This window comes from Siminovitchia fortis (genome assembly GCF_007681465.1).
Lineage (GTDB): Bacteria > Bacillota > Bacilli > Bacillales > Bacillaceae_C > Siminovitchia > Siminovitchia fortis.
Genome location: NZ_VEKZ01000062.1, coordinates 1 through 22,230 on the forward strand (window position 1 = coordinate 1; position 22,230 = coordinate 22,230).

Here is a 22,230-nt window from a genome sequence, read left to right on the forward strand (position 1 = left end):
GCGCTGGAGCTAGACAACAAAAGGCTTTGTTCAAAATTTTAAAGCTAAAAAATCTTATACTTTACTCAGTAAAATAAATCAGGCTGCGAAAACGATTCGTTTTCGCAGCCTGATTTGTAATTTGGTATCCCGAATTCTGACACAGACCTTATGCTTTGTTGCTTTCAATCTCTTCAACCATCAGCGACAGTTCTTCCCACCGCTCCATTTTCCGCTCCAATGCGGCTTCGGCCTCCTGCTGCCTGGTAAAAAACTCTTGTACTGTTTCGGAGTCGCTGCCGGCTTCGGCTATTTTTTCACCCAGCTCCTCAATTTGCTCTTCAAGCTCGGCGATTTCATCTTCTATGACATCCCATTCCTTTTGATCTTTGTAGCTTAATCTTGCTGGTTTTTTATTTGCCGGTTGCTCTTTCACCGGCTTTTCATTCTTTTCAGGCTTTGGCTCCTCGGAGCTAATTTCAAGATATTCACTGTAATTTCCGTAAAATTCATTAATGTTGCCTGAGCCTTTGAAGATAAGCAGGCGGTCGACCACCCGGTCAAGGAAATAGCGGTCATGCGATACCGCAACGACGACACCGGGGAATTTTTCAAGATATTCTTCCAGGACACCGAGCGTCTGCGTATCCAAATCATTCGTCGGCTCATCCAGAAACAGCACATTGGGTTCTGTCATCAATACTTTCAGCAAATAAAGCCTCCGTTTTTCTCCACCGGAAAGTTTCCGTATATACGTCCACTGGGCCGGACGCGGGAACAGGAAACGCTCCAGCATCTGCTCTGCCGTAATGGGTTCTCCGCTTTTTGTATGAATGACGCTTGCCGTTTCTTTCATATAATCAATGACACGCTGATTCCCATCAAGTTCTTCGTCCCCCTGGGTATAATAGCCGATTTTTACAGTATCACCCGTTTCAATTTCTCCGGAGTCCGGCTTGATCCGCTTGGCCATGATATTTAGAAGCGTCGTTTTTCCGACACCATTCGGTCCGATGATTCCAATTTTGTCACCCGGTTTAAGCAAATAGTCAAAAGAGGTGATCAACGCTCTTCCATCAAGGCTTTTTTCGATTCCTTTCAGTTCAATGACTTTTTTTCCAAGCCTGCTCGTTCCTGCCTGGAAAGCGGCTTTCTCTTTTTCCGTATTGAATTTACGGTTTTGCATCTCTTCGATCCGTTCAATACGCGCTTTTTGTTTCGTCGAACGGGCCCGCGCACCACGCCGCAGCCACGCCAATTCCCTGCGTAGTGTATTGGCGTGTTTTTGCTCGCTTGACCGCTCTTCCGCTTCACGCTCCGCCTTTTTCTCAAGAAAAAATTCATAATTTCCTTCATACGCATATAACTGTCCATTATCGAGCTCATAGATCCGGTTGGTCACACGGTTGAGGAAATAGCGGTCATGCGTGACAAGCAGCAAGGCTCCGGGATAGCTGGTCAAATGTTTTTCCAACCAGTCAATCGTTATATTGTCAAGATGGTTGGTCGGCTCGTCAAGGATCAGGAGATCGGCAGGCTGGATCAGCGCTTTCGCAATAGCCACCCGCTTTTTCTGTCCGCCGGATAATGCGCTCACTTTTTGATCGAAATCTTGGATGCCAAGCTTTGAAAGCACAGTTTTTGCCTGGGCGCTGGCATCCCACGCCTCCAGTTCATCCATTTTCTGCTGCATAGAAAACAGCAGCTCCTGCGCCCTTTCATTTTCCGGCTCACGCTCCAGCTTATGGGCCGCCTGTTCATATTGGCGCATCGCCTTCATGATATCCGCTTCTCCGTAGTAAATCTGCTCTATAACTGTCAAATCTGGATCAAGCGCCGGCTCCTGCGCCAAATATTCGATCCGGTAATCCTTGGCATGATTAATTTCACCCTGATCCGGTGCCTCAATCCCGGCTAAAATTTTTAAAAAGCTGGATTTGCCCGTCCCATTCACGCCGATCAGGCCGATCCGCTCCCGCTTCCGAATAACGCAGTTTATTCCTTCAAACAGCACTTTATCTCCATAAGATTTATATAAATTTTCAACAGTCAGCATCAGGCCAGCCCCGTTTCATATTTTTTCTTTTGCCGGGATTTTCCCCGCTTCCGACAGTATTTATCAAAGAATGATTAATAGGCAAATGAAGAATGCCAAAATTGATAATGCCCAATGTCATTACTACCGCCATAGATCCGGTATTTATATATATCTTTTTTCGATAAAATACAAGATTGATGATGGCTGCAAGGGCAATGAGTACAAAAACCATGAAAAAACCCTCTCGTTGTTTCATGGTTTTATTATAATTCAAATTTGAGAAGTCTGCTTTAACCTTGATTTGCATTTGACAGGATAACTAAAAAACAAGAATTAAAAGGCTCCTTCAATGGCCGTCTTTAATTCCTGTTTTTCTTTGCAAAATATTCTTCTTCCTATTCGATGCCTCATGCTGTTGAGTGACAATAAAGTTGTTTAATTACAGTAAAGTCGTTAAAAAAATAATAAAATCATTTTAAAAATGACAGTCATGCTATTCAACAATCGGGCCATATTGTTTAAGATTGTATGTTAAAATAAGAAGAAATATATTAGAGGAGGCTTGAAATGAACATTAAGAAAAAATGGATTGTTGGTGTTTTACTTGCTTTTGTAATTATGAATTTATCTGCTTGTGGCGGATCTAGTAAGTGGTTAGGTACTTATGGAGGAACTAGTACTAGTGGGAGTAAAATAGAAATTACTATTAATAAAAATGGATCTGTTATTTACAAAAAAGATGGTAAAGAGTCTGAAGGGGAATGGACGGAAAACGAAAATAGTATAAATCTTGATTTTGATGGTGAGGTATCTAGTGCATCTGAACCTTTAATCGTAACTCTTTCTTCTGATGAACAGTCTATAACTGTTGAATCTATGAATAGTGGTTGGAATCCAGACCATTACCAAAGAAGATGAATCATCGGCTATAATATTTAAGAAATAATTAAGTATCTTATAAAAAATACATATATACATATTAAAGGTGCTAAAACCTCAGTCTGTTTGTATTAAGCAATCGGACTCGATTATTGAATAAAACCTAGATTTTTAAACGACTTTATTGTTCTTTTAAAGTTTAGGTGAAGTGTTTTTATCAAAAATTTAACAACTTTATTTTAACCTCGTCCAATAGTTAGGGCGAGGTTATGCGTGTTTAAGGTTTTAAAATTAAATAACTTTATTCCGCTGAATCATCAAAAAATCTTTTCATTTCTTCATCATATATTTTCAGTATTAAATCAACATCATCCACCATCCAATACTGCTCCCCTTCAGGAATGTGGTCAGTGAAATTTTCATATTGTCCGGTCCATCCGTCCGGCACATAACGCTCGAAAGGGAGACCTTCCGGATAGGCGGAGTACAATTTCTTTTGGTCAAAATCAATGTATAAAGACGGACTTAACGACAGAATCGTATCCTCATATTGTTGATTCAATATGAATCCTTTTAATTCAGGCGCCGCCACTTTAAATGGTTCTAAAAAAGATAAGTAGTCGCCTGCTGACTTCTCATTGACAATTTCAATATTGAATCTGGTTGCCAAAATATCGCCGGCATCGTATTCAAATCCATTTTTTATAAAATCCGCTCTTCTTTTTTCTAAATCCAGTATCCAATAATCCTTGTCAGCCACATACCAGGAAAAACTATTATGATAATTTACTCCGACAATAACATTGTTGCCATATTCGGGAGTGATTCGCATCCTCAAACCGCCTTTCTTTGCATGGAAAACCGAAAGATCCCCAACCGTTATCCTTTGGGGACCTTTTCTGCTTCTTAAGCTTGGCCTCTGCTGCTGACAGCCGCTTCCTCTTCATGCTTTTCATCTTCCCAGCCTTTGCAGACATCCACCCATGTAACGGCAGAGGAATATTCAAACAGCTCATCGCAGGTAAGCTCAATCGCCGAATTGGTACTTCCGCAAGCAGGAAATACCGTATCAAAGCGCTTCAGCGAAATATCTAAATACACTTTTAAATCATTTGCCAGCCCAAATGGGCAAACGCCGCCAATGGCATGTCCCGTCTGCTCCAATACTTCGTCCGGCGAAAGCATGCGAGCCTTGAAGTTAAAGAGATGACGGAACTTCTTATTGTCAATCTTGGCATCTCCGGCAGCAACAACCAGGATTGCCTGATCCTCTTCCCCTCTGAAAGAGAGGGTTTTGGCAATCCGCGCCGGGATGACACCGATTGTTTCAGCCGCTTGTTCCACTGTCGCACTGGTTGTTTCGAACTCCATCACATCATTTTGCCGATTCCATTGTTGTAAATGGTCTTTCACACTTTCCAATGACATGTCATTCACCTTCCTGTTTGCCTTTGATCATTTCAATCATACCATCAATGGGCGGCCTTCAGGGTGTACTAAAAAGCATTCGCGGCACTAATTTCCACGAATGCTTAACAGTTACTTGGAGCTCGCCGGATTAAATGAAGGAGAGGTTTCCTTATCTTTTCTTCCATGCAATAGATAATAAGCGGCGATGCCGGCCAGAATCACTAAAACCATTGATGAATACAGCCCCTTAAATCCAACCAATGGAACGAGAAAGCCTAGCGCTAACGGTCCCACTCCAAGACCGAGATCCATGCAGATGAAGTATGTTGAATTTGCCAACCCCATCCGATGCGGCTGTGTAACTTTAATGGCCAGGGCCTGTGCGCATGATTGGAAATTGCCGTAGCCCAACCCAATGACAGCCGCCGCCAGTAAAAAGGCGAAATTAGTGTTTGCCTGGCTGAGCATGAACATTCCAATCGCAAATAAAACCAATGCGGGATAGGCCACACTGTTGCTGCCTCTATTATCCATCAGCTTTCCTGTAAAGGGGCGTGAAATAAATACAATGACGGCGTAAACGAGAAAATAGTAGCTGCTTGCTGTCATCAAATTCATTTCCTGGGCGTAGGAAGTAATAAATGACAGGATTCCCGAATAAGCCAGGCTTACGATCAGCATGACGATAGAAATGGGCAATGCCCGCATCTCGAAAAAGTTTGAAAGCTTGAATCCCTTAGTGTCAGCACTTGCCGTATGTTCAACAATTGGCGCCTTAACCGGAAGGGCAATGATGAAGCTGATCATCCCCATCAAAAGAGAAAAGATAAAAACACTCGTATAACCTGCATATTTGATTAGAGTAAGCCCCACGAATGGGCCGATAGCTGTTGCCAACACCACACTCAAACTAAAGTAGCCGATGCCTTCCCCGTTTCTGCTTCGAGGAATGATCTGCGCTACAATCGTACTGGTTGCCGTTGTTGCCAGGCCGACTCCAATTCCATGTAAAAAACGGATAAGAACCAAGAAATAAATACCGGCGGAAATAAAGTAACCGGCTGTGACAACTACGAAGAAAACAATTCCGGCAATCAGCATTTTCTTACTTCCCAAGCGTTCAATTTGCCTTCCAGCAAATAATCGTCCTGTTAATGCCCCCAAAATAAAAATACTGGCAACCAATCCCGCTGCACTGGCGGATGCATCATATTGATCAGTTGCATAAGGCGCCATTATAACAAGCAGCAAGTACATTGACAGCATCATCACAAAGTTCACTATCGAAGTTGAAATAAAATCCTTTGTCCAAAGTTTTTCTTTTTGCATCAAATCATCCTTCTATCCTAAATACCGGGAAATTTTTCACAAGACTGGGTGATTCATATATGCGTGATACATCAGTTTAATCAAAAAAACAGCCTTTACGGCGGCTTCATTGAACATTCTCCCGAATAAATTATTTCGGGAAGCTAAATAAAAGTATATCGGATTCCTACAACATTGTCTACACTATACCCAACAAAACCTCTATGAATTCTTCTTTAGTCTTTTTCTCCTATTTTACAGGCAGACCAATTGGGATTTTTGACGAAAAAACTCGATTTTTTTCCAAAACAACACTATTTTTCAAATATTTTCAACTATATATAGTATATCTATAGAATTCAAATAACAACATATGGTATAATCGTTTTATCCTATTGATGAGCCGGGAGGGATCCTTCCTCAACTTTTCATCTCCATTTACCTTTGGTTTTCCTGTGCAGCTTTTTTATCAAACTCCCCGGCTGCACAGATAATAAAACTACAGAGGAGAGTTAATGAGTGAAGAAAACGATAAACACTAAAATAGAGCAAAAATTGTTGGATGAGATCAATTCATTGAGGAGAGAAATGATAATCCAAGGTATTACTAAAGGACTAAATAATAAAAAGACGATCGAATTAAGTCAAAAACTAGATATTGTTTTAAACCAGTATCAATTGACTTAATAGAATCCGTTCATCAAATGTCCCTCCTGTGAACCTTTTACCTGGTAACCGATGTCTTTAGGATAAAAATGATGATACCGGCCAAAAATTGGACAATATATCGAAACTGACGGATTAAGGAAAAATTAAAAGGCATGAGCCCAATACAGTATCGGGTCCATGCCCAACATGCCTCCAACGAAATAACCTGTCTAACTTTATTGGGCCGCTTCCAATCAGGGGATTTTTAAAGCGGAGGAAGATACCGCTGTATCTGTGTTTATTTTCGATCGAAAAATATAAGCTTAGAAATGATGATAGGAAATGACAAAATGCAAAATCGTTAAGTCGGGAGAAGGATTCGTGTACTTATGAAGACGATCCCCTTTAAAACGGATTGCATCGTATTCACCCAAATGAAATGTATCGCCGTCCACTCCCACCGTGAGTTGGCCGGACATCACCGTAACAAATTCCATCACACCTGCCTGGTGCGCTTCCGACACATATTCACCGTAGGGCTTCAAGTATCCCCGATATAATTCAAACCCATGAGAACGAAACAAAGGTTCAGCGATAAACACTTCGTCTGAACTTTTTAATTTCAGCCCATCCGTAGTTCTGGCAACAGCAACATCCGATTCAATGTCCAAGAGGGAAGTAATCGGAACTTTTAAGCCATCTGCAATTTTCCAAATAACAGACAGCGTTGGATTGGCCTCCCCTTGTTCTATTTTGAGTAACGTCAATTTGCTGACACCGACTTGTTTCGCCAAAGCTTCTATGCTCATTCCCTTGCTCAACCGAAACTGCCGCAAGTTTGCTCCTATTTTCTTTCCTGCATCTCCGGGATAATTTTTACCCATTTTTTCTCCTCCAGCCTTCCTTTTACACCTTTTTATATTATAATATACTACAAGTTAATTAAATTATACTTTTTAGTATTCTGTTCAGCAAGGGGGGAAAGGGATTTGGGCGAATTTAAACATACAATCAAAACCGGTTTCATTGAGGCTCTTCCGCTGGCCATCGCCATTGGGGCGTATGGATTATCTTACGGGGTGCTCGCCAAACAAGCAAATTTTAGTCTTACAGCCGCTGTGGCCATGTCCATGCTGGTGTTTTCAGGATCAGTCCAATTGGTGACAGTTGCCATGCTGGCATCAGGTACAACGATGCCAAGCGTTCTTTTCACTTCTATCTTATTAAACTTGCGTAACTTATTATACGGGGCAGCCCTCGCGGAAGGACTTGCCCCTGCCAAAAGGAAGTGGCGATGGCTCTTATCTTTCGGCGTGTCGGATGAACCCTTCGTATTGGGGAGTGCCAGATTTAAAAAATACGGACCCGACCCCCTCTATTTTGGAGCAGTCGCCGCCACATTTTATTCGGCCTGGATTCTCTCATCCTATTTCGGGGCTTTTATTGGCGACAAGATTGACCCTTTGATGTTTGGTCTGGACTTGGCTTTCCCGGTCACTTTTACAGCCCTGCTCATTCCTTCTCTAAAAGGAAAGCCGGTCATCGCCACTGCTGTCACGGCTGCAGTTATTGTGTTTTTACTTGAGTATTTTTGGCCCGGCAATGACCTAATAGTTGTTGTGACAGGTGTTTTAGCGCCGTTGGCAGGCCTATATGCAGCTAGGAGGACGCAGCATGCCTAACCATTGGATAATCATCATCTTACTGGCTGTCTCCACATTTTTATCAAGAATTATCGGACTCGAGGTTATGGCAGGAAGAGAAATGAACCCGACATTGCGTTTATATTTCAGCTATGTTCCGGTTGCCATTATGACAGCACTGATCATCAACCAAGTGTTAACAACGTCGGACGGACATCTCTTCGTTTCATTTCCTGTCCTTTTGGGATGCCTTGCGGCCGCAGCTGCCATGAAGCTATCAAAAATGTTTCTCCCCTCAATCATTATGGGGATTGCGGCCGGATTATTGACCCGTTATTTCTTTTGATAAAAAGGAGTCAAGAATTGATACTGTTGAAATTATACCACCCCAACACTAATGAAATGGCCGATGCGGAAAGTCAAAACTTCCTATGATGATTTTAAGACTACTGATTGCGAATGATAATTTTACATTAAAGTTAAAAGAATAGTAGACCGATAGCGATTGGGAAAAAGCTGTAAAGTAATATAATGACACAAAACCCCATGATGTCCCGGACTTTAAGCCCGGCTATCGCGAGCAATGGCAGCGCCCAGAACGGCTGGATCATGTTTGTCCAAGCGTCGCCCCATGCGACCGCCATCGCTGTCTTGGCCGAATCCACACCGATTTCAATTCCCGCCGGTATCATAATGGGACCTTGCACCGCCCATTGGCCGCCGCCGGACGGTACAAAAAAGTTCACGATGCCTGCACTGATAAATGTAAATAGCGGATAAGTGAATTCCGTGGAAATATTGACAAACCATAACGACATGCTTTCAGATAACCCTGAAGCGACCATCATGCCCATAATCCCGGCATAAAATGGAAATTGCACGATAATGCCGCCAACATTTTTCACTGCATTATTGACACTTGCCAAAAAACGCCTCGGGGTCCGATGTAAAATAACCCCCAAGAAAAGCATCGTAAAGTTTACGATATTAATATTTAAGTCAAAGCCATTGGTTACAAAATGATAAACAATAAAAGCAATTCCGAGCAAGCCAATTAATAACGAAATGATTTGGCTGTTTTCTAATCTGTCTGACGGTGTTAAGCTTTCCGCCGGTTCCTCCACTTTATCTTCAAAGGAATCAGTTTCCCAGTTCTTGGCAGACGTAATTTCCAGGCCTTCCCTTGATTTCAACATCAGCCGGTTGAGAAAGGGCAATGTGATTACCAATACAAACACAATAAACAAGTTAAAGCCGCTAAACATCGTTTCTGAAACCGGTATGATCCCCATCGAATCTTCCAAAAAATGATCGGGAGTGGCAATGAGTAACGGAATCGATCCTGATAAACCGCCATGCCATACTAAAAATCCGCTATAGGCGCTCGCAACCAGCAATCGATAGTCAAGAGACTGCACCCGTTTGGCAACCTGTATCGCAATCAAAGCGCCGACGACAAGCCCGAAGCCATAATTAATCAATGAAGCAACTGTGGCAATAAATGTAACCAGCATAATCGCTTGTCCGGGCGTTTTAGCGAGCGTGCTTATTTTCACTAGCCACCTTTTAATGATTGGCGTGTTTGCTAAAACATAGCCTGTCACAACAATCAGCGACATCTGCATGGCAAAAGCAAGCAAATCCCAAAAGCCGTTCCCCCAATATTCAACCATTTGAATGGGTGTACTGCCTGTAAAAACAATCCCCATCAAAAAGACGGCAAGTGTCAAAATAACAGCGAATAAAAACGCATCAGGCAAAAAGCGCTGCACCATCCGGTCAAAAAAGTTAGTGAGTGATTTTAAAATCGTCATCCCCTCCCTTTTTAATTACTATTCGGGAGTGGGAACGATTATACGAGAGTTGGCCCACCAGGCTGCAATGCAGTTGGTGGGCCAACCTATTTCAAACTTAAAATAATTCGTGAATAATCCTTAAAGTCCTGTAGGTGCCGCTCAATGATCGCCTGAAGTATATCAAGACGAATGGCCCGGTAATCATGGACGGCAATATTGCGGAAGCCCACCATATTCATTAGGGGTTTTCGCTAAGCTAGTGTCAATGATCTTTGCTTCCTCCAGCAGCTTGAACGCTTCCCGGCTTGTCTTTGGTAAACCTAGTTTTTTTTCACTTATTATATGCATCGCCAGATCAATGCTTGCCTCACACGCACGCTGAAGATGATGCTGTCTTGCTTCGTGAAATTCTTTAAATTTTCCGGGTTATTTTCATATTCCTCCTGAATTCGCATTAAACAACGTTCAATCGTATTTATTTTGTTAAGCACGATATCGCCGTCAACCATAAATACTCCCTCTTTCCCTTATACCCCGCAAGATTTCAGCCCGCTGTTCGTTCAACGTCACGTACATTGATAAGGCCTTCATACGCTCCTTTACAAAAATATTTTTATTTGCACAATAAATCAATTCACCAGTTGAAAAAATTTGAGCTGCAAATACGGTATCTACTTGCCTTATGTCTGCAAGATCAACCTCAACATTGCATAAATCCGCAAGGTCTCCAGCCAGTAAAAAGCGCTCATAATGGGAAAGTTTCTTTTGCGAATAATAAGCAATATCCAGATCACTGTCTGCACTGGCTGTCCCTTTTGCATACGAGCCAAATAAGAGTATGAATTCCGGCTGCAACCGATCTATTAACATTTTTACTATCGATTGTTTCAAGTTCGGCTGAAGCAACCGTCACACCCCCAATTATCCGGATACTTACGATTTATTATACAACTTATCTGAAAATTATACACCCTGTTACAAATATAAGAAGCCGGGATAGTGCTGCGTCGGACACTTTCCCGGCTTCTCCCCTATCTCTTATTGCTGGCCAGTTTCACGGTAAAAGTATGTTTTTCACCTCCTCGGTACACTTCCAACGTTACCTGATCACCAACAGAAAGTTTTGTGTATAAAAACTTCCGCAGTTCTCCTTCATCCTTAATGGATTTACCATTGATGGATACGATGACATCCTGGACTTTTAATCCTGCTTTTGCGATTTCCGAGTTTTCGTCAATTGAAGCGGCCATCACACCTTTTTTCACTGCATCCGGAAGATCCTGCAAATAAAAAGGCGGGATTTTATCCAGGCCGACGACACTCACTCCCAAATACGGCCGGACAACCTGGCCGTTTTTAATGATTTCTTCAGCAATCGTTGTAACCTCATTGCTTGGGATGGCAAATCCCAATCCTTCCACTCCATTTTCTGAAATTTTCAGGCTGTTGATCCCTACGAGCTCACCGGAAGCATTGATCAGTGCCCCGCCGCTGTTTCCCGGATTGATTGCGGCATCTGTCTGGATCACATCAAGATCCCAATCGCCCGCTGAAGTTGTCACCTCAATCGTACGATTGACCGCACTGACGATTCCTTGTGTCACTGTTCTTGAAAGGTCGAGTCCCAGCGGATTTCCAATTGCAATGACCTGATCACCGGCACGCAGCGCGTCGGAATCGCCGACCTTCAGGGGGGCGATATCATAGTTTCCTTTAATCTTTAACACAGCGATGTCTGTTAGCGGATCTGTTCCAATCAACTCTGCTTCGGCCACTTTTCCATTATATAAAGAAATATCAATTTGCCCGGCTCCTTCAATCACATGATTGTTTGTCAGGATAAAAGCTTCTTTATCCGTTTTTTTATAAATGACGCCAGATCCTGTTCCCGACGTGACTTCCTTTGAAGGTTGAAACCCGTCAGGTTGATTTTTTTTATTGACAACCCCCACAATCGCCTTAGATGAATGCTCAACGATGTCGGAAATTGAATTTGAGCTTGCGGCAACCTTTTCGACATTGACATTTTCCGTAGTTTCAACCGGCTGCTCAACCTGATTGGAATCAAAATACTGGACCGAAGCCAAAGTAATGGCCGAACCAATAAGACTCGCGGTGAACATTGATAAGAAACGCTTGAACATCATTCCTCCATCCTTTCATCATCTTCTTAATGCAACTATAAAAGACCTCTGTGTCAGGAAGATGTCAGGTTAATTTTTTCCATAAAAAATACTGCCGCAAACGAAACGGCAGCTAATCAGTTTTCGGCAAGCTGATCCGGAAGGTCGTCCCGGAAGAAGTACTTTCGATCAATTCCAGATCTCCATTCATTGCCTGGGCCATCATTTTGCTGTAAGGCAATCCAAGCCCAAGGCCTCCAACTTTATATTTTTTCTCCTGACCTCGATAAAACCGTTCAAAAATAAAAGACTGCTCCTCTTGAGGTATCCCCGTCCCTGTATCTTTTATATCAATCATAACCTTGCTTTGTGACTCGTTCATTATAACTTCAATTTTTCCGGGAAGAGCAATCGCCTGCCCGGCGTTATTCAGAAGGTTTGTCATGATTTGCTGCAGCCGGACGCCATCTACCCGGACACTGGCATCATCTTGAAGCGGTTTTACTTCGACAGTAAGCCCTGCAACCGGCTTCCCGGCCTCCCATTGATAAACCGACTCCTTTACCAGCTCATTGATTGAGTGTTCCTCCATTGTTAAAGGAACAGCGTTGGCCGCAAACGAATTGAAAGCCAATAAATCTTCCACCATCGTCCTCATTTTGGCTGTTTCTTTTAATGAAATTCCCAAAAACTCCTTCGCTTCTTCGCCGCTGACAACTTCTTCATCAATGGCCTGCAAAAGACCGCTGATGGAAGTGACCGGCGTCTTCAATTCGTGGGTGACCCCTGCAAGCAATTCTGTACGAAGGGATTCGAGTTTCTGCAGCTGCTGCGACATCTCTTTAAAAGAATGGATCAATTCATCTACTTCTTCCGCCTTTGCATCACTGGGTAGATCTACTTCATAGTTGCCTTTTCGCACCTGTTCGGCAGCTTTTGACACTTCCTTGATCGGTTTGGATAACTTCCTTGATAAAATATAGACAGCTGCCCAGCCAATCAGCGCGAGACTGACAATCATAATGGTAAGCTGCTGATATTCCTGATTTACTTTTGACAGGTTAGCTTGGGTTTCAGTGATCACAACCCAACCCAGGAGCACGGAATCAAATTCAATCGGCTTTTTCACCATATAAAAAGGTTCGTACCCTTTTTCCGAAAGCTTAATCACTTCTTTCGGGTTATTAAGCAAGGTTGGATCAAACCGTTTCAAAGGGCTTTGCGGGCGGTTATTGGCCAGGATGGCCCCTCTTGAATCAGTAATATAAATACTGGGATTGCTCTCCATATTCAACAGATCCCCACGCTCGGAAAACAAGCCGGGAACTTCATTCAACGGGGGGATAGCCGGCTCTTCGTTAGCCACCAACCGGTTCGCTGTCTCTTCAGCCATGAATTCCAGCATATGAAGCCGGTTTTCCAATGTCGTATGGCGAATCCATAAAGCTGAAACGATGGCCATTATCACCAGCCCGATTATAATGGTGAGCAAATACCGTGTTGTCCAATAACGCTGCAGCGATATTTTTTTCTTAGGCATCCTGGACACTGAGCTGATACCCCAATCCCCGGAGTGTCCTGATTTCCCCGTCTTGTATAGGCCAATCCTTCAGCGATTTCCTTAACCTCTTGATCGACAGGTCCACCGCACGGTCACTGCCTTCATACTCCCATCCCCAAATCTTCTCTATAAGCTGTTCCCTTGTGAATGTTTGATTGGGATGCTCTGCAAGAAAAAGCAGCAGAGACAAGTCGCGTGGAGCCAAACGGATCTCTTCTCCATTCAACTTCACACGGTGGCCTTGTAAATCAATTTCCAATCCTCCGTACCGTTTGACGGGATGGTCATTTTTTTCAGTCCTGCGCAGTACAGCCTTTACCCTCGCAACAACTTCCTCCCCTACAAACGGCTTGGAAATATAATCATCGGCTCCTTTATTTAAACCGTCCAGCCTGTAATTCACTTCTCCGAGAGCCGTCAACATAATGACGGGACAATCACTTTTCTTCCTGATTTCCTGTAAAACTTCCCAGCCGCTCAAGCCTGGCAGCATGACATCCAGCAATACAAGAGCAGGCTTGACTGCTTCAAATTTTTCCAATGCATCCGTTCCGTTTGAAACGGATTCGGTTTGAAAACCGGCCTTTCTTAAATAAACTTTCAGCACTTGATTAATGGGAAATTCATCTTCGACGATTAAAATAGTGTTCATTTTCGTCACCCTTTGAGAATTATGCTGCTAATCCATTCACTTTATCATGAAAAGATGTCAGGAAGATGTCAAGGCTTAAAAACAAAGGCGGAAGCGCCTGTTTATCGACGTACAGACTGGAGCGCTTCTGACGAGATAAAGGAAACACGCGCAGCGCAGCGGAGCGATGTTGACTTATCGTAGGAAGAAGCGTGAAGTCTGCTAGTCGATAGGCGCTGGAGCCGGACGTCGCACAAAAAGATAATGAGTTTCCAACAACTTAAGCGCTTTTTAATTTCCTAAACAAAAACAAAAGGCTGACCGGATCATTTGATAATGAATCCAATCAACCTTTCAATTGGGCCGGCTTTTTCCAGACAAGTGAAATCCCGAAACCGATCAATAAGAAGATGGATGAAAAATAAAACGGAAAGTCTAAATCAATGTCAAATAAGAGTCCACCCACAACAGGTCCCAATACATTTCCGATACTTGTGAACATCGAGTTCATCCCGCCCACAAATCCCTGCTCATCGCCGGCAATTTTGGATAAATAAGATGTAACAGCCGGGCGGATCAGATCAAAGCCGACAAAGATGATAAATGTGACAATCAGGATATGCATATATGAATTGACTATTGTCATGAGAAATACGAGTATGACTGATAGAATCAGGCAGTAACGGATCAGGCCGATTTCCCCCAAATATTTCGTTAACCGGTCAAAAAATGCAACCTGTGCAACTGCCCCGACAATGGCTCCGCCCGTAATGACAATGGCAATGTCCTTGGGTGTGAAGGAGAATTTATGGTCGACAAACAGGGAAAATAACGATTCAAAGGCAGCCAAACCGAAAGCCGTAATTAAAATGATCATAAAAGCGTAGAAATACATCGGGATAAAAATGCGCTTGATCCCCGCTTTTCGATCAATTGCCGCTTCTACCTCATTCCGCTCAGGCTCGCGAAGAGTAATCATTGATAAAACCGCCGATATCAATGCAAATACTGCAGCTGTAAAGAACGGCAGCCGCGTCCAGATTTCAGCTAAAAATCCGCCCAGGCCGGGCCCGATAATAAAGCCCGTAGATATGGCGGCTGACATATAGCCGAGCGCTTTCGGCCTCGTTTCCATCGTTGTAATGTCTGCAATAAATGCCGTAACAGCAGGCATGATAAAAGCTGCGCTTATACCGCCAAGTAAACGTGAAGCAAAGAGAACTTCCACTGTTTTGCCAAGCCCGAATAACAATTCAGATAGACTGAATATGAACAAACCGGAAACAATCATTTTTTTCCGCCCAAACTTGTCTGCCCAGCGGCCAGCGATCGGGGACGTGATCAGCTGCATGACTGCGAAAGCTGCAACAAGATTGCCCACAACAGATCCCGATAAATTTAATTCGTTCATGATGGTCGGCAGCACCGGGATAACCAGCCCAATCCCTAAAAAAGCAATAAACAGATTTGTAAGTAAAATGGTTAACGTCATGTTACTTTTTTTCATAGGCCTTCTCCTTCTTATTTGGAGATGTATAAGAACCAATATAATCTGTCAGGCATGGCATAGTCAATTTTTTTGAAAGACTCCGCAAAAAAAAGAAGCTTCACGTATGCGAAGCCTCATTTGGGCATTGGAACAGACGGATGCCTGACCCAATCATGAATATTACGCGATTGCCGATGTTTGGATTTTCCCCACAATTAAACATTCAAAACTGCCCTGCGGTAACCCGCTCCCTGATGTTCTTCCGGCAAACGCGCATTTCCTTTTCCGAATAGTTTTTCCCTGAAGGTCCCTTCCGTATATTCCTTTTTTATAATTCCGCGCTTTTGCAATTCGGGGGTGACTAGCTCAACAAAATCTTTGAAGGTTCCAGGTGCCAGAGCGTAAGCAAGGTTGAAACCGTCTATATCAGTTTCTTCCACCCATTCTTCCAACGTATCCGCAATTTGTTCAGGTGTTCCGACAGCAACGGGGCCCATTCCGCCAACTCCCACAAAATTAGCGAGCTCCCGGACTGTCCATTTTTTCTCGGGTCTTGATGAAGTCAGCATTTTTAGCCATGACTTAATGGCGTTTGTTTCGATGTATTCTATTTCGTCATCAGGATGATATGCCGAAAAGTCGAGACCGGTCCAGCCTCCTACTAATGCCAATGCGCCGTCATAGCTGATATATTTTGTCAGCTCTTCGTATTTGCTCCAGGCCTCTTCTTCGGTCCTGCCCACAATCGGTGTCATCAAGGCGAATATTTTTACACTTTGCGGATCTCTGCCTTCCTTTTCAGCCAGCTCCCTCAAATTTTTTACATAAGAAGCAATCGGGCCTTTGGCAGGCCCCGAAACAAAGGTGCATTCCGCGTGCTTTGCTGCAAATCTTTTGCCGGTGGGCGAACCGCCTGCCTGGTATAAAACGGGCGTCCTCTGAGGAGACGGTTCGCATAAATGGATGCCAGGCACATCAAAGTATTTTCCATGATGATCGATTCCATGGACTTTTTCCGGATCAGTAAAAACCCCACTTTCCTTGTCCCTTTTGACCGCATCTTCTTCCCAGCTCCCCTCCCATAATTTATAGCAAACCTCCATATACTCATCTGCGATGGCATACCGTTCGCTATGCTGGAACTTATCTCCAATTTCAATATTTTTCGTGCCGCTTTCCAAATAGGACGTAACGATATTCCAAGCAATCCGCCCATTTGTCAATTGATCCAGCGTCGACATCCTCCGGGCGAACGTATAGGGATGTTCGAATGTTGTGGAGCAGGTAATGCCGAATCCCAAATGTTCCGTCGCATGGGCCATTGCCGAAACAAGCATCATCGGGTCGTTCACCGGAACCTGCGTCGCTTCCCTGAGCGTCGTCGCCTTATCATCGCCATACACATCATAAATTCCGATGACATCTGCTATAAAGATTCCGTCGAAGCGCCCCTTTTCCAAGGTTTTTGCAAGATCAACCCAATAATCAAGGTCTTTATACCGATCTGATTGATCTTCTGGATGTCTCCATAAGCCGGGTGACTGATGCCCGACGCAATTCATTTCAAAAGCATTCAAATATATTCTTTTTTTGGCCATAAAGGTTCCTCTCCTTTGCATTTTATTAGACATGCGTATTCACAAATTCATTTACCATCACCGTTAAATTTCCCCGGCCAAACTTTATCGCTTTGGCTTTTTTGTCGTACAGGTCCTCCTTTAGCGAATATTCAAGAAACCTGATCAAAGCGAAACGGCGTTCATACACGTCTATATAGCCCTTTTCAAAAAGAAGCGCATCGATCGTATTGTAAATTCCACGATTGATCCCATACTTTAAGCCGCACCACTTGTAAAATTGCAAATCAGGTAAACTGAATGCTTCCTTGTTTGAAAATGCAACTGTCACTCTATCACCTCAAATAAAAAGGCACTTCGTTCCATCTATCAAAATGAAACAAAGTGCCTCTAGTTATCTAGTCAGCTCTTAGTTTAATAATTTTATTTTAAATGCTCCTCAATGACCGTTACGAATTCTTCAATATATTTCTGATCTGTCTCATCAAAACGATCTTTGATCGGGCTGTCGATATCAAGCACTCCGTAAATATTTCCATTCACAACAATAGGAACCACAATTTCCGAATTGCTAGCTGCATCACATGCGATATGGCCGGGAAATTGATGGACATCGGCCACGCGCTGCGTTTTCCGTTCTTTTAAAGCCGTCCCGCATACGCCTTTCCCGTATGCGATTCGCGTACAGGCCGGCAATCCCTGGAAGGGACCAAGTACGAGCTCATTATTTTTCCACACATAAAAGCCTACCCAATTCACTTCATCCAAAAATTGATTCAACAGTGCGGATGCATTGGCCAATAAAGCTGTTTCATCCGTTTCTCCGTCAAGAAGAGCTTTTAATTGCTTGAGAAGCAGTTGATAATCCTCCTGTTTATTTCCGGAATATGCTTTGACTTGAAACATAGTCATTCAGCCTCCTTTCCATTAAGCTTCATTCTATTAATCTCCATCTCTTTCAATTGCCTGCGTAAAATTTTTCCGCTGATCACTGTTTTGGGCAGTTCATCCAATACTTCTATTTCTCTCGGCGCTGCATGTGCAGCCAGGTTGTTCCTGACAAAGACACGGATTTCCTCAAGCAGCTCCTTCGATTCCGAAAACCCTGGCCTCAATGTAATAAAAGCTTTCACCAATTCACCGCGAATAGGGTCAGGCTTTCCGATCACCCCTGCTTCAGCGACCGCTGGATGCTCAATCAATTTGCTTTCGACTTCAAAAGGCCCGATCCGTTCTCCTGCAGAGTTTATCATATCATCATCCCGGCTTTGGAAAAACACATAACCGTCTTCATCCTGATAAGCCAGGTCGCCTGAAACGTACCATCCCTCATATTTGAAATAGGCGTTAAATCTATCTTTATTTCCCCAGATTTCCTTCATTAATCCGGGCCACGGAGTGCGAATCGCCAGCTGCCCTACAGAGCCGCGCGGCAGTTCCTGGCCGTCTTCATCCAAAATACCGACAGTGATGCCAGGGAATGGTCTTCCCATTGATCCGGGTTTGATCGTTTCAGCCGGTAAATTGACGATCAAGTGTCCGCCGGTTTCGGTCATCCACCACGTGTCATGGATGCGGACGCCTAATTTCTCCCATGCCCAGTAGATCACTTCAGGATTTAAGGGCTCACCGACACTTAACACGTGGCGCAAAGATGAAAGGTCGTAGTTTTTCAGAATATCCCCTTGGGAAAGCAGCATCCGAAAAGCAGTCGGTGCGCTGTACCAGATCGTTACCTTAAATTCATGAATGAGCTGGTACCAGTTTTCGGCTTTGAAGCGGCCGCCTTGAATGACGATCGTCGCCCGATTCAGCCATGGTGCAAACAGGCCGTACACGCTGCCCGTCACCCATCCGGGATGGGATGTGCACCAATAGACATCATCATCCTTCACATCAAGCACCCACTTGCCCGATGCATGATGATGGCTTACAACACGATGTGCGTGCAATACACCTTTTGGCTTGCCGGTTGATCCGCTCGTATAATGAATGAGCATGCCGTCCTCGAGATCCACCCATTCAACGAGATCGTCATCATTTTTACCATCAAAAGCCGTATTTTCAATATCTTCGACATCCAAAATCGTATGAAGGGAAGGTATTTCCTTCTGCGGAACACGTTTGACCATCTCATTATCCGTAATCAGTACCGTTCCCTTACAGTCATTGATCCGGTCTTTGACCGCCTCTTCCATAAAAGCTTCAAACAAAGGGCCCGCAATGGCACCGATTTTGATAATGGCCAAAATGGAAATATAGCATTCCGGAGTTTTCGGCAGGAAGACAAAAACCCTGTCTCCCTTTTTAACTCCTTGATTTTTTAAAACCCTCGCATAATGATCTGTTTTTTCTTTCACTTCTCTAAATGTCAGGGTGCGCCTTTCATCACCGTTGACATAATAAAGTGCGGTCTTTTCCCCGTAGCCATCGTCAACATGCCGGTCAATCGTTTCATACGCCGCGTTGACTTTTCCGGTTCTTGCGAAACTTAATTCCTTTGAGGCGTCATCCCACGAAAACGTTTGTCGCAGCTTATCATAGTTTTCCAAATTATACGTCCCTGGAATCGGCGCGATAATCTCCCTTTCTAAAACTGCCATCATCTATTCCCCCATTACGATGAGATCAGAGCCTTGCCTGCTTTATTCAAATCAAGGCTTTCCAAAACTTCCGTCTTCAGTTCTGCCAATACGTTGCTTCCCCTTGATCTGGGCCGGCTTTCTTCTACTGTCAGTTCCCTGGCGATTTCTCCCGGATGTGATGAATAAAACAAATCCCAAAATACTGAAGGCCAATAATGATGTTACTTTTCTCATTGTCGTTTCTCCTTTTCTTAAACCCTTTAAATCTCACACGCATATGTTGAGATCGTTCCGCGTAATCTTTGGGCTTCTTTGTACGTACATCTGTTGTGGACGACCGGTATTCCAGCATCTCTTGCAATTTCCGCAGCCTCGGGAGATATGACGCCTTCCTGGAGCCAGAAAATTTTCGGCTTCACTTCCACCGCCTCTTTTGCGACGCCAATCGCCGCTTCCGGACTTCTGAACACTTGAACAACATCGATCGGGAATGGGATGCTTTTTAAATCAGGATAGGCTTTTTCACCCAATATTTCTGTTTCCCTTGGATTGACAGGAACAATTTTGTAGCCCAACCGCTGCATTTTGCGGGCCAAACGATAGCTGGGCCTTGCTTCTTTTCCGCTTAATCCGACAATGGCCAATGTTTTTGGGCGGGTGATTTCCTCTCCATTTTCCAATACTCTTTCAGTTGCGGAGTTTAATGCCCAGCGGATAACCCCCTCATCATTGATCACGATGGACTGGCCTCCTTTATCGCCAATACCGGTTGCTTTTGCCAATGCCTGATCAAGATCGTTCTGAATATCGCGAAGGGATTCAATTCCGACCGACAACCGGACAAGCGATTCGGTCACGCCTGTTTCTTCCAGCTGTTCTTTTGTCAGCTGCTGGTGTGTTGTGGAAGCCGGATGGATGATAAGTGATTTCGCATCACCGACATTGGCTACATGTGACCACAGCGAGACGTTGTTGATCAAATCTTTTCCGGCTTCTTTTCCGCCTTTGATGCCAAAGACAATGATGGAGCCAAAACCGTTATTGAATATCTTTTTCGCCAGGTCGTGTGAAGGGTGGCTTTCAAGTCCCGGGTAGGAGATCCATTCTACTGCCGGATGACTTTCAAGGTATTCCGCCAGCTTGGCGGCATTCTCGTTATGGCGTTCTACTCGGATATGCAATGTTTCCAATCCCTGTATAAGCTGGAAGGCATTTTGCGGACTCAATGCAGCGCCGAAATCGCGAAGCAATTGAACCCTTACTTTTGTAATAAATGCCAATGTTCCGAAATCAACCGCATAACGAATCCCGTTATAACTTGGATCAGGCTCTGTGAATTCAGGGAACTTTTCTGTATTCCAGTTGAAGCGGCCTCCGTCAACAATGACGCCCCCGATGGATGTACCGTGTCCGCCGATCCACTTTGTTGCGGAGTGGACAACGATGTCAGCACCGAGCTGAAGCGGTTTGCACACGTGCGGAGTCGCAAATGTATTATCAATGATTATAGGCACCCCTGCTTTATGGGCAATTTCGGCCACGGCTTCAACATCCAGCACCTGCAGGCCGGGGTTTCCAATGATTTCACCGTAAACGGCTTTTGTTTTATCAGTGATGGCAGCTTTGAAGTTTTCCGGATCAGTCGGATCGACAAACTTAACATTGATCCCATAGCGCGGAAGTGTAACGGCGAACAGGTTATATGTACCTCCATAAAGGTTTGTTCCCGCTACAATCTCATCACCGGCGCTTGCCAGGCTCAGGATGGATAACGTAATGGCTGACATTCCGGATGAAGTGGCCACTGCCGCTACCCCATCTTCAAGCAGTGCCAATCTTTTTTCGAATACATCCACTGTCGGATTTCCAATGCGGGAATAGATGTTTCCCGGCTCATCCAAAGCGAATAACCGTTCAGCATGCTCGGTATCATGAAAAACAAAGGAAGTCGTCTGATAAATGGGAACCGCCCTGGAACCGGTAGTCGGATCCGGAGCCTGCCCTCCATGTAGTGCCAATGTTTCAAGATCATACGTAGAATTTTTTGTTGTTGTCATTTCCAGTTCCCCCTGTCCAGTAAATAAAAAAGCCCTCTTCATAAGAAGAGAGCCTGTTTTAGAGTTCATTCTCTTCTTATCTTCCAGGAGTTGCCTCCCGCAGGAATTAGCACCTTATTAAGCTGACAAATTCAGCTTAATGGTTGCCGGGCATCATCGGGCCAGTCCCTCCGCCTCTCTTGATAAGAATCTGCGTATTTATTTTTTTAAAATAAAAAACCTCTCATGAAAGATGAGAGGGTGCGTCTTTAATTTCCTCTTATCTTCCCGAGCAAAATGCTCAGCTGGATTTAGCACCGTTTAAGTATCAAACTTAAGGTTGCCGGGTGTCATCAGGCCAGATCCTTCCACCGCTCTTGATAAGAAATAATTTAATTGGTTGGCTTAATCGTTAAATAGAAGTCTAGCACGCGATTTTTTTGTTGTCAAATGTTTTTTCAAAAGGTTTGAGTCAAGTATTTGTGGGCAGAAATTTTCGCCCTTTAATTTTGTAAGCACTTTCATAC

At 43.9% G+C, this 22,230-nt stretch carries 22 protein-coding genes, 1 pseudogene and 2 riboswitches; of the genes and pseudogenes, 4 read left to right on the plus strand and 19 right to left on the minus strand.

Annotated features, from left to right (window positions below):
- Nucleotides 1-148: 148 nt before the first annotated feature.
- Nucleotides 149-2,035, minus strand: coding sequence for an ABC-F family ATP-binding cassette domain-containing protein (locus FS666_RS16080; protein ID WP_144462942.1), 1,887 nt, complete (start codon nucleotides 2,033-2,035; stop codon nucleotides 149-151).
- Nucleotides 2,022-2,249, minus strand: coding sequence for a hypothetical protein (locus tag FS666_RS16085; protein ID WP_128205415.1), 228 nt, complete (start codon nucleotides 2,247-2,249; stop codon nucleotides 2,022-2,024). Before FS666_RS16085 ends, FS666_RS16080 begins: the two co-directional genes overlap by 14 nt.
- Before the next feature lie 335 nt (nucleotides 2,250-2,584).
- On the opposite strand from FS666_RS16085, the gene FS666_RS16090 reads away from it, so the two are divergent.
- Nucleotides 2,585-2,935 (plus strand): hypothetical protein, encoded by a 351-nt coding sequence (locus tag FS666_RS16090; RefSeq protein WP_120074733.1) that lies wholly within the window; start codon nucleotides 2,585-2,587, stop codon nucleotides 2,933-2,935.
- A 262-nt stretch (nucleotides 2,936-3,197) separates the two neighbouring features.
- Here FS666_RS16090 and FS666_RS16095 read toward each other — a convergent pair whose 3' ends face one another.
- The 3 genes from FS666_RS16095 to FS666_RS16105 form a co-directional block, all read right to left on the minus strand.
- Entirely contained in the window at nucleotides 3,198-3,728 is a 531-nt protein-coding gene (locus FS666_RS16095; RefSeq protein WP_120074731.1) for a hypothetical protein, read from the minus strand.
- A gap of 74 nt (nucleotides 3,729-3,802) precedes the next feature.
- A complete protein-coding gene (locus FS666_RS16100) occupies nucleotides 3,803-4,324 on the minus strand; it encodes a YbaK/EbsC family protein (RefSeq protein ID WP_120074729.1) in 522 nt (173 codons plus the stop codon).
- 111 nt (nucleotides 4,325-4,435) lie between these two features.
- On the minus strand, nucleotides 4,436-5,635 hold the full coding sequence (locus FS666_RS16105) for an MFS transporter (protein ID WP_120074727.1): 1,200 nt from the start codon (nucleotides 5,633-5,635) through the stop codon (nucleotides 4,436-4,438).
- A 498-nt stretch (nucleotides 5,636-6,133) separates the two neighbouring features.
- Between FS666_RS16105 and FS666_RS16110 the strand changes: the two genes are divergently transcribed.
- Entirely contained in the window at nucleotides 6,134-6,301 is a 168-nt protein-coding gene (locus FS666_RS16110; RefSeq protein WP_244943938.1) for an aspartyl-phosphate phosphatase Spo0E family protein, read from the plus strand.
- 284 nt (nucleotides 6,302-6,585) lie between these two features.
- Here the strand turns inward: FS666_RS16110 and FS666_RS16115 are convergent, their stop codons facing one another.
- Nucleotides 6,586-7,146 (minus strand): helix-turn-helix domain-containing protein, encoded by a 561-nt coding sequence (locus FS666_RS16115; RefSeq protein ID WP_144462940.1) that lies wholly within the window; start codon nucleotides 7,144-7,146, stop codon nucleotides 6,586-6,588.
- A 105-nt stretch (nucleotides 7,147-7,251) separates the two neighbouring features.
- On the opposite strand from FS666_RS16115, the gene FS666_RS16120 reads away from it, so the two are divergent.
- On the plus strand, nucleotides 7,252-7,944 hold the full coding sequence (locus FS666_RS16120; protein WP_120073350.1) for an AzlC family ABC transporter permease: 693 nt from the start codon (nucleotides 7,252-7,254) through the stop codon (nucleotides 7,942-7,944).
- Nucleotides 7,937-8,251, plus strand: coding sequence for an AzlD domain-containing protein (locus FS666_RS16125; RefSeq protein ID WP_144462938.1), 315 nt, complete (start codon nucleotides 7,937-7,939; stop codon nucleotides 8,249-8,251). Before FS666_RS16120 ends, FS666_RS16125 begins: the two co-directional genes overlap by 8 nt.
- Before the next feature lie 133 nt (nucleotides 8,252-8,384).
- Here the strand turns inward: FS666_RS16125 and FS666_RS16130 are convergent, their stop codons facing one another.
- The 13 genes and pseudogenes from FS666_RS16130 to FS666_RS16190 all read right to left on the minus strand — a co-directional run bounded on the left by FS666_RS16130 (nucleotide 8,385) and on the right by FS666_RS16190 (nucleotide 21,724).
- Nucleotides 8,385-9,719 carry a short-chain fatty acid transporter gene (locus FS666_RS16130; protein WP_144462936.1) on the minus strand — a complete coding sequence of 445 codons (1,335 nt, stop codon included), beginning with the start codon at nucleotides 9,717-9,719 and terminating at the stop codon, nucleotides 8,385-8,387.
- Between the two features lie 86 nt (nucleotides 9,720-9,805).
- Nucleotides 9,806-10,210: pseudogene (gene hepT / locus FS666_RS16135) on the minus strand (type VII toxin-antitoxin system HepT family RNase toxin).
- Nucleotides 10,203-10,607, minus strand: coding sequence for a type VII toxin-antitoxin system MntA family adenylyltransferase antitoxin (gene mntA, locus FS666_RS16140; RefSeq protein WP_244943939.1), 405 nt, complete (start codon nucleotides 10,605-10,607; stop codon nucleotides 10,203-10,205). The pseudogene hepT and the gene mntA overlap by 8 nt, the downstream one beginning before the upstream one ends.
- Before the next feature lie 125 nt (nucleotides 10,608-10,732).
- Nucleotides 10,733-11,845: a S1C family serine protease gene (locus FS666_RS16145; RefSeq protein WP_144462952.1), complete on the minus strand. Its 1,113-nt coding sequence runs from the start codon at nucleotides 11,843-11,845 to the stop codon at nucleotides 10,733-10,735.
- A gap of 112 nt (nucleotides 11,846-11,957) precedes the next feature.
- Nucleotides 11,958-13,364, minus strand: a complete 1,407-nt coding sequence (locus FS666_RS16150) for a HAMP domain-containing sensor histidine kinase (protein WP_186306574.1) — start codon at nucleotides 13,362-13,364, stop codon at nucleotides 11,958-11,960.
- The gene (locus FS666_RS16155) at nucleotides 13,357-14,037 is read right to left on the minus strand and encodes a response regulator transcription factor (protein ID WP_144462934.1); all 681 of its coding nucleotides are present in this window, start codon (nucleotides 14,035-14,037) and stop codon (nucleotides 13,357-13,359) included. Before FS666_RS16155 ends, FS666_RS16150 begins: the two co-directional genes overlap by 8 nt.
- Before the next feature lie 325 nt (nucleotides 14,038-14,362).
- The gene (locus FS666_RS16160; protein WP_120073366.1) at nucleotides 14,363-15,523 is read right to left on the minus strand and encodes an MFS transporter; all 1,161 of its coding nucleotides are present in this window, start codon (nucleotides 15,521-15,523) and stop codon (nucleotides 14,363-14,365) included.
- A 197-nt stretch (nucleotides 15,524-15,720) separates the two neighbouring features.
- A complete protein-coding gene (locus FS666_RS16165) occupies nucleotides 15,721-17,103 on the minus strand; it encodes an LLM class flavin-dependent oxidoreductase (protein ID WP_144462932.1) in 1,383 nt (460 codons plus the stop codon).
- 25 nt (nucleotides 17,104-17,128) lie between these two features.
- On the minus strand, nucleotides 17,129-17,413 hold the full coding sequence (locus FS666_RS16170) for a hypothetical protein (protein ID WP_144462930.1): 285 nt from the start codon (nucleotides 17,411-17,413) through the stop codon (nucleotides 17,129-17,131).
- Nucleotides 17,414-17,505: 92 nt separating this feature from the next.
- Nucleotides 17,506-17,988, minus strand: coding sequence for a free L-methionine (R)-S-oxide reductase MsrC (locus FS666_RS16175; RefSeq protein WP_144462928.1), 483 nt, complete (start codon nucleotides 17,986-17,988; stop codon nucleotides 17,506-17,508).
- Between the two features lie 2 nt (nucleotides 17,989-17,990).
- The gene (gene acsA, locus FS666_RS16180) at nucleotides 17,991-19,685 is read right to left on the minus strand and encodes an acetate--CoA ligase (RefSeq protein WP_144462950.1); all 1,695 of its coding nucleotides are present in this window, start codon (nucleotides 19,683-19,685) and stop codon (nucleotides 17,991-17,993) included.
- Nucleotides 19,686-19,736: 51 nt separating this feature from the next.
- On the minus strand, nucleotides 19,737-19,901 hold the full coding sequence (locus tag FS666_RS19905; protein WP_186306573.1) for a hypothetical protein: 165 nt from the start codon (nucleotides 19,899-19,901) through the stop codon (nucleotides 19,737-19,739).
- 26 nt (nucleotides 19,902-19,927) lie between these two features.
- Nucleotides 19,928-21,724: a PLP-dependent aspartate aminotransferase family protein gene (locus FS666_RS16190; protein WP_144462926.1), complete on the minus strand. Its 1,797-nt coding sequence runs from the start codon at nucleotides 21,722-21,724 to the stop codon at nucleotides 19,928-19,930.
- Between the two features lie 73 nt (nucleotides 21,725-21,797).
- Nucleotides 21,798-21,913, minus strand: a riboswitch (SAM riboswitch).
- 67 nt (nucleotides 21,914-21,980) lie between these two features.
- Nucleotides 21,981-22,090: riboswitch (SAM riboswitch) on the minus strand.
- Nucleotides 22,091-22,230: the final 140 nt, after the last annotated feature.